14 protein-coding genes are annotated in these 14,623 nt (G+C 61.5%); all 14 read right to left on the bottom strand.

What is annotated here, in order from left to right; all coding sequences use genetic code 11:
- Positions 1–38: 38 nt before the first annotated feature.
- The 14 genes from pseI to rfbF are packed head-to-tail and all read right to left on the bottom strand — an operon-like array spanning position 39 to position 14,621.
- A complete protein-coding gene (gene pseI / locus AC1RBR_RS07840) occupies positions 39–1,091 on the bottom strand; it encodes a pseudaminic acid synthase (RefSeq protein WP_492563743.1) in 1,053 nt (350 codons plus the stop codon).
- Entirely contained in the window at positions 1,084–2,589 is a 1,506-nt protein-coding gene (gene pseG, locus AC1RBR_RS07835) for a UDP-2,4-diacetamido-2,4,6-trideoxy-beta-L-altropyranose hydrolase (protein WP_492563741.1), read from the bottom strand. The genes pseI and pseG overlap by 8 nt, the downstream gene beginning before the upstream one ends.
- Positions 2,586–3,281, bottom strand: a complete 696-nt coding sequence (gene pseF / locus AC1RBR_RS07830) for a pseudaminic acid cytidylyltransferase (RefSeq protein ID WP_492563739.1) — start codon at positions 3,279–3,281, stop codon at positions 2,586–2,588. The genes pseG and pseF overlap by 4 nt, the downstream gene beginning before the upstream one ends.
- Positions 3,278–3,898, bottom strand: a complete 621-nt coding sequence (locus tag AC1RBR_RS07825) for a pseudaminic acid biosynthesis-associated methylase (RefSeq protein WP_492563737.1) — start codon at positions 3,896–3,898, stop codon at positions 3,278–3,280. Before AC1RBR_RS07825 ends, pseF begins: the two co-directional genes overlap by 4 nt.
- Before the next feature lie 31 nt (positions 3,899–3,929).
- Positions 3,930–5,165, bottom strand: coding sequence for a UDP-4-amino-4,6-dideoxy-N-acetyl-beta-L-altrosamine transaminase (gene pseC, locus AC1RBR_RS07820; protein WP_492563736.1), 1,236 nt, complete (start codon positions 5,163–5,165; stop codon positions 3,930–3,932).
- Positions 5,162–5,332, bottom strand: coding sequence for a hypothetical protein (locus tag AC1RBR_RS07815; protein ID WP_456018983.1), 171 nt, complete (start codon positions 5,330–5,332; stop codon positions 5,162–5,164). The genes pseC and AC1RBR_RS07815 overlap by 4 nt, the downstream gene beginning before the upstream one ends.
- Positions 5,333–5,362: 30 nt before the next feature.
- A complete protein-coding gene (locus AC1RBR_RS07810; RefSeq protein WP_492563734.1) occupies positions 5,363–8,278 on the bottom strand; it encodes a glycosyltransferase family 2 protein in 2,916 nt (971 codons plus the stop codon).
- Between the two features lie 55 nt (positions 8,279–8,333).
- Complete coding sequence (locus AC1RBR_RS07805) at positions 8,334–9,071, bottom strand: cephalosporin hydroxylase family protein (protein ID WP_027614220.1); 738 nt, start codon at positions 9,069–9,071, stop codon at positions 8,334–8,336.
- A gap of 17 nt (positions 9,072–9,088) precedes the next feature.
- Positions 9,089–10,159, bottom strand: a complete 1,071-nt coding sequence (locus AC1RBR_RS07800; RefSeq protein ID WP_492563732.1) for a class I SAM-dependent methyltransferase — start codon at positions 10,157–10,159, stop codon at positions 9,089–9,091.
- Positions 10,156–11,007, bottom strand: coding sequence for an NAD-dependent epimerase/dehydratase family protein (locus tag AC1RBR_RS07795; RefSeq protein ID WP_492563730.1), 852 nt, complete (start codon positions 11,005–11,007; stop codon positions 10,156–10,158). Before AC1RBR_RS07795 ends, AC1RBR_RS07800 begins: the two co-directional genes overlap by 4 nt.
- Entirely contained in the window at positions 11,004–12,230 is a 1,227-nt protein-coding gene (locus AC1RBR_RS07790) for a methyltransferase domain-containing protein (protein WP_492563728.1), read from the bottom strand. Before AC1RBR_RS07790 ends, AC1RBR_RS07795 begins: the two co-directional genes overlap by 4 nt.
- Entirely contained in the window at positions 12,227–12,787 is a 561-nt protein-coding gene (locus tag AC1RBR_RS07785) for a dTDP-4-dehydrorhamnose 3,5-epimerase family protein (protein ID WP_095139349.1), read from the bottom strand. Before AC1RBR_RS07785 ends, AC1RBR_RS07790 begins: the two co-directional genes overlap by 4 nt.
- The gene (gene rfbG, locus AC1RBR_RS07780; RefSeq protein WP_083366619.1) at positions 12,784–13,866 is read right to left on the bottom strand and encodes a CDP-glucose 4,6-dehydratase; all 1,083 of its coding nucleotides are present in this window, start codon (positions 13,864–13,866) and stop codon (positions 12,784–12,786) included. Before rfbG ends, AC1RBR_RS07785 begins: the two co-directional genes overlap by 4 nt.
- A complete protein-coding gene (gene rfbF / locus AC1RBR_RS07775) occupies positions 13,848–14,621 on the bottom strand; it encodes a glucose-1-phosphate cytidylyltransferase (RefSeq protein WP_095139348.1) in 774 nt (257 codons plus the stop codon). Before rfbF ends, rfbG begins: the two co-directional genes overlap by 19 nt.
- Positions 14,622–14,623: the final 2 nt, after the last annotated feature.

Here is a 14,623-nt window from a genome sequence, read left to right as displayed (position 1 = left end):
CAGGTCACGCTATTTTGCCGAATCGGGTGCAGATCGGGTTATTCGACTAACGACCAGTCCAGCGGCGTGCCACGTTTTATCACCTGGCGAGCGCGGCGACCGAGGACGGCATCGGTGTGCTTGGGCGGCAGACCGAGACCAGGGCGAATGGCGCGCAGATTGTCCCCGGAAAAGGCTTCACCGGCCGCCATGTCGGCAGTGACGTACAGCGAGCGGCGATAGACCAGCGACTTGCGCTCGGCCTCAGTGACGCCGTAATGCACCTGTCCCATGGCCTGCCAGGCGCGTTCGGTTTCCACCACCAGGCTGGCCAGTTCCGCCGGCTCCAGCGAGAAACTGGCATCGACCCCACCTGCCGAACGGTCGAGGGTGAAGTGCTTCTCCACCACCGTTGCCCCAAGTGCCACGGCGGCCACGGACACGCCAACGCCCATGGAGTGATCGGAGAGCCCCACCTCGCAACCGAACAGTTCACGCAGATGCGGGATCGTGCGCACATTGCTGTTGAGCGGGGTTGCCGGGTAGGTGCTGGTGCATTTGAGCAGCACCAGGTCCTTGCACCCCGCCTCACGGGCGGCGCGCACGGTTTCGTCGAGCTCGGCGATGCTGGCCATGCCGGTGGAGATGATCAGCGGTTTGCCGGTCGCGGCCACACGGCGGATCAATGGCAGATCGGTGTTTTCGAAACTGGCGATCTTGTAAGCCGGCACATCGAGGCTTTCGAGAAAGTCCACCGCCGTGTCATCGAAAGGCGTCGAGAACGCGAGCATGCCCAACGCTTTGGCCCGGGCGAAAATCGGCGCGTGCCACTGCCACGGGGTGTGGGCCTTCTCGTATAGGTCGTACAGCGAAGTACCGGTCCACAGACTATTCGGATCCTTGATGAAAAACTCACCCTCGGCCAGATCCAGGGTCATGGTCTGCGCGGTGTAAGTCTGCAACTTCAAGGCATGCGCGCCAGCCTTGGCGGCGGCCTCGACGATTTGCAGGGCCACCTCCAGTGACTGGTTATGGTTGCCGCTCATTTCGGCAATGATGAACGGTGGCGCATCGGCACCGATCAGACGCTCGCCAATCTTGAAACTACTCATCGCGGTGATCCTTCAAAACCTTGGTGAACGCGCAGGCACTCTGAGTGAATCCGGCGTCACGAAACACATTCAAAGACGGACGATTGCCCGGCAGCACCTGAGCGGTGATGGCGGTCATCTGCGGCCAGTGCCCGCGGACAAACACCTCGCCTCGCGCCAGCAACGCCCTGCCCCAGCCGAGACCCAGCCGGCCTTCCAGCAGATACAGCGACACTTCAGCCTCAAAGCCGCGCAAGTCATAACGCAAGACGCCGACCGCGCCGTCATCGGCCTCGGCAATCAACAGCAGACGCTGTGGATTGCGCAGGCTCGTACTCAGCCAGCTCAGGTGCTGCGGCCATTCGATTGCAGCCGTGTCCAGTGACCAGCGCCGCACAGCCTCGGCATTGCGCCCGTCGAACAGCAACTGCGCATCATCGAGGGTCGCCGGGCGCAGCGTGAGCACTGCACCGGCCAGCGCCGCCGCCACGCGCAACGCACCGCGCCCATCGACCAATTGGCGTGAACGCTCGGCCAGACTCTGGCGCAGATAGAAATTGTCGACGACAAAACCGATGGCGTCGCGCAGTTGTTCGACGCTGACCTGCTCGCGGGCGCCCATGAACACATGCGCCCCCGCCGCGGCCATGACTTCGCCGTTGGCTTGCTGGTTGTTCGATACCGCGATGCAGATCGTCGGCAGGCCGAGGGCTGCACGCTCCCAACTGGTGCCGCCACCGGCACCGATAAACAGATCGGCCGCGGTCATGCGTTGCTGGAAATCGCTGACGAAACTGTGCAGGCGCCAATGCGGCCGTGTTGCGGCCAGTGCCTGCATTTGCGCCCACGCAGGATTGTCTGCACCGGCGACGAAATCCACTTCCAGCTCAGTGAAATCCTTCAGTGCCAACATCGCGTGATGAGTCTGCATCGCCGCGTCGAAACCACCGAAATTCACCAGCACCTGGCGGGCCATGGGTTTGATCTCGATGGCCGGGCAGACGAATTCTTCACGCAGCATGGCGTAACGCGGGCCGAGCAAGGTGCGGCAATCGGCGGGCAGCAACGGCGCATAGTTTTCGCTGAGACCGGACAGGTTCTGATTGAGCAGCAGATCAACGCTGTAACGGCGGGTGGCGAGATCGTCCACCGCCGCGATCCGAGGCGCCCAACGCCGGGCGGCGGTCTGCCACTGATGATCGAGGCCGTAGTGGTCGGCAATGATCCAGTCGAATGCGGCGTGACCTGCCAGCAAGGCATCCAGCGCCTCGATATCCGCCTGCCACGGCAGCATCGATTCGATGGTCTGCTGCGGGTCTTCGTCGGGGTAAAAGTCCGGCAACGTGAAGGTTTCGAATCCCTCGACCTTCAGTGCATCCAGTCGATGGCCCGGCAACTGCCGACAGGCGAACGCGACATGACTGCCCTGCTTGCGCAGCACTCGCGCCAGCGTCAGGCAGCGGGCAATATGGCCACTGCCGATGGTTGGCGAAGCATCAGCGCGGATCAGCACTCTCATTGCAGCTCTCCGCCGGCCTTGAGCGCGGCGTAGAGGTATTCGGCGCGCTTCCAGTCTTGCAGCGTATCGATGTCCTGCACCAGGTGCCGCGGCACAATTACCGGCAGGCTGGCGCTTGAATACAGCACCTCGCCGCGCAACCACGCCTCGCTACGGCCCCAGTAGAACTGGCCGGCGTCCTGAAAAGCTTCAGGCAGATCCTGCGAGCGGGTATTGCGAAATTCCGGATACAACGCAGTCAATGCGCCCTGCCCGTCCAGCGTTAGCGCCCGCTGCACGGGGAAACCAAAGCTGCACACGGAGAACGCAAAGGCTTTGTCCGGGTGCTGCTGCAGCAGCTCAAATCCTTGCCGCAGGAATCGCGCCTGCAACAGCGGCGCCGTGGCGTACACACAACAGGCGAAATCGAAGGCCGGCAGTTGCTGCAAGGCATGCGCGATAACCGCAGCGGTGCCGGTGAAATCATCCGCCAGTTCAGCCGGGCGCAGGAACGGCACTTGCGCACCGTGTGCCAGCGCCAGCTCGGCAATGTCGGCGTCATCGGTACTGACCACGACCTGTTTGAACAGGCCACTGTCGAGCGCCGTACGGATCGAGCGGACAATCATCGGCACGCCGTCGAACGCCAGCAGATTCTTGCGCGGGATGCGCTTGCTGCCGCCACGGGCCGGGATGATTGCAACGCTGTTCAAGGACGTTTTTCCAGCAGGAACCAGGTGATGTCGTCCACCGGAAATTGCGGGTCACGGTGATAACCAAAGCCATAATCGAGCAAGTGCAGATCGGCATACCGGTCGAGCATTTCCCCGGCGAAATCGCGCTTGAACAGCTTGCCGCTGTTGCCGCGATAGGACACTTCCACCGGCGCCGGATTGTAGTACTCGGCGATCAGGATGTAGCGCTGGCTCAACGCATACAACTGCGCATAGGCGGTCGGCAGCAGCTCCGGCGCCAGATGGATCAGCACGCCTTTGCTCAGAGTCAGGTCGTAACTGCGCTCGCGCGGAAAGTCGAACAGCGAGCCGTGCCAGATCTGCGCGATGCCCAGTGCACGCGCCTGAGCGCAGGCGCTTTGGTTGATCTCGACGCCGAACAACTCACTGTACGGCAGCAGTTGATGCAGCGCCTGCAGGTTGTTGCCGGCATTGGTGCCCAGTTCAACCACACTCTCGATGCGCCCGGCGCGGCTCAGGGCCTTGGCGAACAACGCCAGGTTGGCCGCCACCAACGGATGCCCGACGTTGCGATCCACGTATTGGTTGCCAAAATCGCCCTGCCAGAATTTTTCCTGCTCACTCAGATCACGCATTACACAGTCTCATTCACCGCCGCAGCGGGATTTATTCAATCAGCCGGCGCAATTGCTCGACCACCTGATCCTGCTGCTCGTCACTGAGCAACGGGTACAGCGGCAGGCTGATCGCCTCGGCGTAATAACGCTCGGCTTCGGGGAAGTCGCCTTCGGCGAACCCGAGGTCGCGATAATACGGCTGCAGGTGCAGTGGAATGTAGTGCAGGTTCACGCCAATACCCGCCGCACGCAAACCTTCGAACACCTGGCGATGAGTACGGCTGATTCGTTCGGCCTGCAGGCGGATCACGTACAGATGCCAGGCCGAATCCGCTTCCGCCTGCGCGCTGGGTAACGTCACCGGCAAGTACGCCAGCAATCGCTCGTACCGCGCTGCCAGCTCGCGACGGCGACTGACGAAATCATCCAGCCGGCTCATCTGGGACAGGCCCAACGCCGCCTGCAGGTCGGTGATCCGGTAATTGAAGCCAAGCTCGACCTGCTGGTAATACCAAGGGCCATGGGTTGACCCGATCATCTGCGCCGGATCACGGGTCATGCCATGGCAACGCAGGCGTTGCAAGCGCTCGGCCAGCTCCGCTCGATTGGTCAGCACCATTCCGCCCTCGGCGCTGGTGATGATTTTCACCGGGTGGAAACTGAACACGGTCATCGCTGCAAATTCACTGCAACCCACCGGTCGCCCCGCGTAGGAGGCTCCGACCGCGTGGGAGGCATCCTCAATCACCGTAAAACCATAACGCTGCGCCAGTTGTGCAATGCGCCGCATGTCGCAGCTCTGCCCGGCAAAAGCCACCGCGACCAGTACCTTCGGCAGCAAGCCGTCACGCTCAGCGACCTGGAGTTTGCTGGCCAGCACCTCGGCGTCAAGGTTCCAGGTCAGCGGGTCGATGTCCACGAAGTCGATGTCGGCGCCGCAGTAACGCCCGCAATTGGCCGAAGCCAGAAAGGTATTCGGCGTCGTCCACAAGCGATCGCCAGGGCCCAGTCCCGCCGCCAGGCAGGCAATGTGCAGCGCTGCCGTGGCGTTGCACACGGCCACGGCAAAGTCGGCCTGGCAGCGTTCAGCCATGGCCCGCTCGAAACGTTCGATGGTCGGTCCCTGGGTCAACCAGTCCGATTGCAGCACCGCCACTACCGCATCGATATCTGCACGTTCGAAGCTTTCGATCGCCCCCCCTTGGGTTACCCCATCCGATTGCAGCACCGCTACCACTGCTTCGATATCCGCCTCATCGACGTTCTGTCTACCGTAAGGAATCATGTCGAGAGCTCCGCGTACAGATCGGTATCCGGCTTGCAGAAATACGCCATCACCCCGCCGCGCGAGCTGGCCATGTCGGCGCACGGCGTCACGGTAGAACGTGCGACACACTTGCGACCGAGCGATCCCATGCTGGCTGGAATGAAGACCGATTTACCGTTGAACATTTACTGATTCCTGTTCCTTTACCGACGCACTCAAGCGAGTAACTGCACCCAGTTGACCGACGTGCTTTCACCCAAGGTAAAACCTTTGCCGATGAGGGACAGGTTGGCGTTATAGGCACTGTCCTGCGTAAAGGCGCCGCCCCATTTCTCACGCAAAGCAGCCAGCGCTGATGGCGCTTGCGGCAAGAGGCCCGGATGCACAACCTGCACCAGCGGCGTCCACACAATGAGGTAACCCGCATCACCGGCCTTGAGGCACAGATCGACATCGCTGAAGCCATCGGTGAACGTCGCTTCGTCCAGACCGCCCAGTGCGTTGAACAGTTCTTTGCGTACCATCAGGCACACCTTCGACACCGCCGAATAGTTTTGCTCGACCGCCAGACGCTGCATGTAGCCTTCAGCGGCGTGTTTTTCGCCGATGAAAGGCGAACCCACGCCATCGTTCAGACCAAGAATCAAGCCGGCATGGGCGATCTTGCCGTCACGATCGACGAGTTTGGCACCGACGATAGCCACTTCCGGACGCTGTGCATGATTGAGCAACGAGTCGATCCAGTTCGGATTGACGATTTCGCTGTCAGCGGCCAACAGCACCAGATACTCACCCTGCGCCTGCTCGCTGGCGGCGTTGTACAAGGCCGTCTCGCCGAGCGGCTGATCGGCACGCAGCACATTGACTTTAGGGTTACGCAGCGTGCCCAGCCAGTCATTGACCTCGGCCGACTGATTCGGATTCGCTGCAATCAGCACTTCATAGCGGCTGTAACGGGTTCTGAGCAACACGCCTTCCAGGCAGCGACGCAGTGCCGGCAGGTCATCGATGGCCGGCACAATGATCGACACCAGCGGCTGTTCGGCGTGACGGTAATCAATCTGATAGGTACCGGGCGTCGCCGAGGTGACCCTGGCCTTGTATCCGCGATTGGTCAGGTGACGCAGCAGCGCCTGACGTTCGTGGGCATTCTCTTCCAGTACCGAGGCCTGGGTGATCAGCAGTGGCTCGTCGAGGTGCGCCAGGCCGCCAATGCCGCCCTGCTCGATGATGCGCAGCAACAGATCCAGTTCCAGCGCCTTGCTGAAGTCGGCCTGATAACCACCGGCCTCGAGCAACACTTCGCGGCGAATCAACCAATGACGCGCCATCAGCGCTGGAATGCTTTGCAGCAGATCCAGATTGAAGCCCGGGCGGAATACGTCGACCAGCGCCCCGTTTTCCTTGCGCTGGATCTCATCGGTGGCAACAGCGCGTACACCCTCGGCGGACATCAGTTCCAGGCTGGCTCGCAACAAGCCGCCAGCGGTGAACTCGTCGCCCGCTTGCGCCAGCAGCAGCCAGTCGCACGCTGACTGCTGAGCACTCTGATTCAACTTGTCGACGTAGTTGCTCTGAGTGACGCGCACGAAGTGCAGGGTGTTTTGCGCGGTGGTCGCTACCGGCGGTTCGCCCGTGGTGAACACCACAATCCTGAACGCTTTGCAGTGCCCCTCGAGCAGACTGTCGAGCGAGACCTGCACCTTGTCGATCTGGTCATCCAGATCCAGCAGGAAAATGCCGAACTGCGGCCCCCCGTCATTGGCCGACAGATGTCGAGTGATCGACTCGACCTGTTGCGCCGACGGCTCACGCGCGGCCAGCCACTGCAGCAGGCGACCGGACTTCATTTTTTCGAAGACTGCCTGATTATCTTCAACCGTCAGCGCTTCAAGCCGAGCGATCCATTCGTGCACCGACTGGGCGGCTTCGTCTTCACCCATATCGTTCAGATGCGCGGCAAGGCGTTTGACGACTGTCTGGTTGAAAGCATTGAGGTCGTGCGCCTGCCACAAGCGATCAACCACACTTTCCGGGGTATCGTTGTTGCGCGCCTGCAGCAAGTGCGCCTGACGCGTCCATATGCCTTCAAGTCCTTCCAGTTGCATACGGCCGGCGGGCATGGCGTGCAGCATGAATTCGAACTGCTCCAGACGATCAAAGAACGGCTGGTTGTAGAACGGCATCTCGACGTACTGCAACGGGCCAAAACGACGATCCGGATGCCTGAGGTTCTGGTTCCAGGTGGATTCGAAAATCAGTTCTGCAGTCAGCGCGCGCCCATTCTTCAAGCTGTCGGCCATGGCCTCGAAACTCTGCAGGGCAAACGCCTTGAGCTGTCCGGCATCAAGCCCTTGAATCGCCGTTGGCAGGGAGGCAAGAAACTCGGCAAAGGCTTCTCGTTCGGCGACCGATTTGCCGTCGGCGTAGGTCAGCGAGTGATACACATCGGTATTGTGCTCGGAGACACCGTAGTTGATCTCGCGTACCACATAAGGCATCGGCAGGATGCGTGCCTTGGCACTGGCCAGCAGGTAATAGACGTGACCAATTTCCTGCCACTGGAAATTGGTACCCGGCGGCAACGCCGAATGCCAGTTTTTCATAAGGTCAGTACGGGTCACCGCGTAGAAGGGCGGGATGTACTGACTCATGTAATCGATGACCCGATCCTGCGCCCGCTCGGACGAATAGTCTTCCTGGACTTTCTTGTCACGACGGTAGTAGTTCACGCCATGGGCCAGAGACAGGTACATCAGGCAATAGCCGTGGCACATGCCGTAGTCCTGATTCGCCTGCAGGAAGTTGACGGACTCGGTCAGCGAATCGTGCAGGATGAAGTCATCGTCAGCCGCCAGCACCATATACGGCGTAGTCAGTTGCTCCACACCATAAGCCAGTTTGGCCTGCATGCCCCAGTAGGCGAACTGCGGCACATGGTGATAATCGACGGCGGAAAAATCCCCTTCAGGCCGCTCGACCGTCGAGTCGAGCACCATGATCCGGCAGGGCAAGCTGCTGTAATACTTCACCGCCCGGCGCAGGAACGCCGGCCGATTGTGAGTAATCAGCACCACGGTCAACAGCTCGTTGAGCGGTAGCGCCAGTTCAGAACTGTACTTGCCTTGCATAACTTCTCTCCACAACCGGCGACTCGCCGAGATAACGCTTTGGGGGTGTTGCGAATTAACGAACGCGGCGCAGATAGCCGTCCGGCGCCACGGTGATCAGCAGCTTGTTCTGCAACTGCTGGTCGATCTCGAAGTCCTGGTTCTCTTCCAGGTACTTCCACACCGCGGTTTTCGGGTTGTCACCCGGGCCCCATGGACGGTCCGGGAAGAAATCGGCCGGCATGTCTTCGACCACGGTGTCCATCACCACGCAGTAGCTGTCGACCGAGACCAGCGGCGCATACAAGCGCAGCTCTTCGAGCACGTGGTCGTGGGTGTGGTTGGAGTCGAGCACCAGAATGACCTTCTTGCCCTTGGCCGCAGCCTGCACCTGAGCGGCGATGGCCGGGTCGATGCTCGAACCTTCGATCATCTTGATGCGCTTGGCCATCGGGTGGCTCTCGATCGCTTCACGGTTGTGCGGGCGGATGTCGAGGTCGATGCCCAGCACTTCGCCGTGACCTTGCAGTTCCAGCAGGGAGGCGTAGTAGATGATCGAACCGCCGTGGGCGATGCCGCACTCGATGACCAGATCCGGCTTGACCTGCCAGATGATCTCCTGCATCGCCATCATGTCCTGCGGCAGCTGGATGATCGGGCGGCCCATCCACGAGAAGTGGTAGCTGTACTTGTGTTTGGCAGATTCATTGAAGAAATCACGGGCCAGGCCGGTGAGTTTCTGGTCGTCGCCCTGCTGGGCGATCTGCTCGCGGCACTCGGCTTCGAAAGCTTGGTTGATGCTGTTGTCGGTCATTTTAATAATCTCAAGGGTCACTGAAACGAAGCGCTGTCGACGGCGTGATAGACGTAGCGTCCACCGGTCATCCGCTTGATCTCTTCGAGGTAATTGGAATTCATCACAAACAGGTGGGCGCCTTCGGGCAAGGCATCCATGGCCTCTTGCGGCGAGGACACCCGCGCGCCGCTCAGGGGCAGATAACGTCCCTGCTTGGCGGGGTTGATATCCACCACGCGATCCACCGCGACACCGGCACGCTGCAGGAACAGCGAATAGATCACGCCTTTGGACGACGCGCCCCAGATCGCCGAACCCTGCTCGGGTGCGGACTGAATGATCTGCACCGCGCGCTCAAGGCTCGCGGTGAAACCGTCCGGCAGCGTCAGGCGTGGCACCGGTTGCTCCGGGGTCAGGCGCAATGTCGACAGGTCGGCGACGATGTACAGGTATTGGCCGCCAAACAGGTGGCCGGCCTCGTGCACGGTGCCGAACATCCGGCGCAGGTCATCGAGGCGGAAATAATTGACGTGCTCGTAGAACAGGTCGAACCAGGCCTTGTGCTCGATGATCCAGTCGAAGCACGGCACTTCGATGTAGATCTGCCCGCCCTGGTTGGCTTCGGCGATCACCGACAGGAAGCTGACCGGGTCTTCGATGTGTTCCAGCACATGGCGCAGCACGATGGCGTCCGCCGCCAGTCCGAGACCTCGGGTGAACGGCGCCTTGATCACGTCGGCGTTTTCACCCTCGTAGGCCGGATCGATCCCGGTGATCGAATAACCAAGGCCCTTGAGCAGCTCAAGGAAGTAGCCCTTGCCGCAGCCGACTTCGATCAGCTCCTGGCCCTTGAAGTGTTTGGCGATGATGCCTTCGACGTCGCTCAGGTGCTTCTGGAACTGGCCCGAATGGGCCTGCTCGTTCTGATAGTCGGCGTCATAGCTGAGCTTGTCGGCATCGAACGCGGCGTTGAAGATCAGGCCGCTGCGCTCATCCTGCACCAGCAGCATGTCGGCGCTGGCCGAGGCTTTTGCCGACTCCGGGTCGGCAAAGGTGCGGTTCTGCAACACCGGCAGGTCAGTGACCCGATACAACTCGTGCCTCATTGCGGCTCTCCCAGTAGCTGTTGCAAACGCTCGGTCACGGCCCAGAACGCCATCGGTTCATGGGTCGGATAAGGGTAATGGCCAAGGTTCAGATTCAGTGCCGCACCGCGCTCGCGCAGCCGTTGTTCAACCAGTGCGCGCACCGATACCGGTTGGCCACTGGCGCAATTGATCACGCCGTTGAAATCGCGCTGATGGACGATCGCGGCGAGGTAATCGGCGGCGCTGGCGATCGGCAAAAAGTCCCGCAACTGCTCGCCGCCAGACATGTTGAATGACGCGTCGCCGTTATCGATCGCCCGATCCAGCGCCGCCAGCAGACTGTTGGGGTTCTGCCCTTCGCCATGCAGGTAGAACAGGCGCGCCCACTGCAGAGTGAACGGATGTTCTTGCGCAAGGTTCTGCAAAAACAGGTGCAAGGTGTGCTTGGCCAACCCGTAAGGATTGCTCGGCTGGGGCGCGGTGCTTTCGCTGAGCGGGCCGCTTTGCATGCCGTACTCGAAGCAGGTGCCAGTCACCAGGACTTGCGCCACACCCGCCTCGACCGCGCTTTTGATAAAGCGATAGTCGGCCATCAGGTTGTGCTCGAAATGGAACAGCGCCCGATAGTTCGGCAGCCCTGGCCAGGCCAGGTGCGCGAGGACATCGACGCCGTCGGTGAGCGCCGCAATGTCCAGCGTCGGCGCATGAATATCCGCCGCGACGAATTCGACGTCGTTGATCCACGGCATGCTCGCAGCCGTGTCTGTATTGCGCGCCACCGCGCGAACGGCGCAGCCACGGGCGAGCAACGCCGCGACCAGATGCCGACCGACGAAGCCCGTGGCCCCGGTGACCAGGACTTTCACAGGACTTTCATCTCAGGCACGGCGATCACGAAGCGTCCGTCCCACTGACGCACTTGCGCCAGTTGCTGACTGACTTCGTGCAGCAGATTCCACGGCAGCACCAGCACGTAGTCCGGTTTTTCGATGTCGATCTGCGCCGGCGCGACAATCGGGATGCGACTGCCCGGCAGGAACTTGCCCTGCTTGTGCGGATTGGCATCGGCCACCCACGCCAGCAGGTCGGATTTGACCCCGGCGTAGTTGAGCAAGGTGTTGCCCTTGGCCGCCGCGCCGTAACCGACCACACGCTTGCCGTCGGCCTTGGCCTGCAACAGGAAGCGCAGCAGTTCATGCTTGATGCGTTCGGCAGCCGGCGCGAGGGTCGCGTAGTACTCAGGGGTTTTCACCCCGGCATCGAGCTCGGCCTGCAGTTGTTGCTGCACCGCCGGCTGCACCGCACGACGCTCTCCGTCCTGGCGCTGCACGAACACCCGCAGCGAACCGCCGTGAGTGCTCAACTGACTGACATCGAACACTTCCAGACCATTGCGTTCGCACAGAGTCTGCACCGCGGTCAGCGACAGGTAGGAATAGTGCTCGTGGTACAGGGTGTCGAACTGTGCGCCAGCCATCAGCGTCAGCAGTTGCGGAAATTCGAAGGTAGCGACGCCGCTCGGCTTGAGCAGCGTGGCGAAACCGCCGAGGAAATCATTGATGTCCGGCACATGCGCGAGCACGTTGTTGGCGGCCATCAGGTCGGCGCCCCAGCCTTCGCTTTTGAGCTGCGCTGCGCTGTCGCGACCGAAGAACACCTCACGAATCTGCAGGCCCTTTTCCCGCGCTGCTTGCGCGGTGCTGCGAGTCGGCTCGACACCCAGACACGGAATGCTGCGAGCAGCGACGTACTGCAGCAGGTAACCGTCGTTGGCGGCCACTTCGACCACACGGCTGTCGGCGTTCAGGTCAAAGCGCTCGACCATCTCGGCGACATAACGCTCGGCATGGGCCAGCCAGGTGCTGGAGAACGAACTGAAGTAGGCGTACTCGGCGTCGAACAGGCTGTCGGCGCGGGTGTAATCCTCGGTCTGCACCAGCCAGCATTGCTGGCACACGGCAACCTTGAGCGGCACCCATTGCTCGGCCTGTTCCAGGCGCTCGGTATGCACGTAGGCGTTGGACGGTGGCGAGGTGCCGAGGTCGATCAGCGGCAGGCTCAGCGGTGCGGCGCACCCACGACAGTTCATAGACGCACTCCAGCAAAGTGTTGATCGAGCGCGGGATGGCTGGAATCACGCGCTGACAAATTATTGACAGGCAACGGCCAGGCAATCGCCAGCCGTGGATCGTTCACCGATAAGCCGCCCTCATGCTCCGGCGCGTAATCGGCGCTGTGCAGGTAAAGCAGTTCGGCGTCGGCGGTCAGAGTCTGAAAACCGTGGGCGAAACCGGCCGGAATCAACAGGCTGCGACCGTCGCCGGCCTTGAGATGCTCGGCATGCCAGTGCAGAAAGGTTTCGGAATCAGGACGCAGATCCACCGCCACATCCCACACTTCACCACGCAGGCAGGTGATCAGCTTGGCTTCCGGGGCGTTGGCATTCTGATAATGCAGACCACGCACACTGCCCTTCTCGCGGGTGCAGGAATGGTTGATCTGGCGGATATGAAACTCGCTGCCGAATGCGCTCAGGCTGCCCTCGCAGAACAGCCGCGCGAAGTGTCCGCGCTGATCTTCGAAGCGTTTGTGCTGAACGCTGAACAGCCCGGCCAGCGGCAATTGTTTCAAGGAAAACTCGCTCACAGCGCGCCCCGGTACAGGTTCAGTTGGCCGAGGGTCACGGCGCGCATGTCATCGCCGTTCTGCCACGCCAGGTGCCAGTCGAGGGTCTGGGTCAGGCATTGCTGCAAGGTCCAGCGTGGCTGCCAGCCCAGTACCTGACGGGCGCGGCTACTGTCCAGACGCAACAAACCAGCCTCGTGCAGCTCGCTTTTTTCGATGCGCAGACCGCGTGCCTGCGGCCAGCGACTGGCGAGCAGTTCGACCACTTCGCCGACGCTGCACATGTCCGCCTCGCCCGGGCCGAAGTTCCACGCCCCGGCGTATTCCGGGCCTTGTTCATAGAGGCCGGCAGCCAGTTGCAGGTAACCGGCCAGCGGCTCCAGCGCGTGTTGCCACGGGCGCACGGCTTGCGGGTAACGCAGGGTCACCGGCTCGTCCGCAGTCCAGGCCTTGAGCACATCGGGAATCAGGCGTTCAGGGGCGAAGTCGCCGCCGCCCAGGACGTTGCCGGCGCGCGCGGTGGCCAGGGCCAGACCGTGTTCGGCGTACTTGTCAGCCGGGAAAAACGACGCGGCGTAAGACTGCGCCAACAGTTCGCAGCAAGCCTTGCTGCTGCTGTAGGGATCGTGGCCGCCGAGGGCTTCGTCCTCGCGGTACGGCCACAGCCATTCCTTGTTGGCGTAGACCTTGTCGGTGGTCACCAGCACGCAGGCGCGCACGCAACCGACCTGACGAATCGCTTCGAGCAGGTTCAGCGTGCCCATGACGTTGCTGGAGTAGGTGCCCAGCGGATCGCGATAGCCTTCACGCACCAGTGGCTGCGCAGCCAGGTGCAGGACGATTTCCGGCTCGGTGTCGGCGATGATCTCCAGCAGCGCGCCGAGATCGCGCAGATCACCGCGCTGATCGTTGATCCCTTCGTGAACCCGCGCCAGTTCATACAGGCTCGGTTCAGTCGACGGATCCAGCGAAAAACCGCTGACTTGCGCGCCGAGGCTTTGCAGCCACAGGGTCAGCCAGCTGCCCTTGAAACCGGTGTGACCGGTGACCAGTACACGCTTGCCGCGCCAGAAATCCGCACTCAGGCCCATTGCTTCCATGGGGCCTCCCCGCTCTGCCACAGCGCTTCGAGATGGTTCTTGTCGCGCAGGGTGTCCATCGGATGCCAGAAGCCTTCGTGTTCGAAGGCGTTCAGCTGTTCATCCTCTGCCAGACGTGCCAGTGGCTCGGCTTCCCAGGTGGTTTCATCGCCAGCGATGTAGGACAGGACTTTGGGCGACAACACGAAAAAGCCGCCGTTGATCCAGCCACCGTCGCCGCGCGGTTTTTCGGTGAAACCCAGCACCTGATCGCCCTGGCGCTCAAGGGCACCGTAACGTCCCGGCGGCTGCACCGCGGTGACGGTGGCCAGACGACCGTGGGCTTTGTGGTAATCGACGAGTTGAGCAATGTTGATGTCGGAAACGCCGTCGCCGTAGGTGAAGCAGAACGCCTCTTCATCCTTGAGGTAACGGCCGGCACGCAGCAGACGGCCACCGGTCATGGTTTCCTCGCCGGTGTCGATCAGGGTGACGCTCCACGGCTCGCTGTAGTTCTGGTGCACGTCCATGCGGTTATTGCGCATGTCGAACGTGACGTCGGAGGTGTGCAGGAAGTAGTTGGCGAAGAAGTCCTTGATCGCATAGCCCTTGTAGCCCAGGCAAATCACGAAGTCGTGGATTCCGTGGGCGGAATACTGCTTCATGATGTGCCAGAGAATTGGCTTGCCGCCGATCTCGATCATGGGCTTGGGCTTGAGGTGCGACTCTTCACTGATGCGCGTGCCGAGGCCACCCGCCAAAATAACTGCCTTCATCG

This window comes from Pseudomonas sp. GW823-FHT01D03 (assembly GCF_058798255.1).
This window is presented reverse-complemented; position numbering and strand designations above follow the sequence as displayed.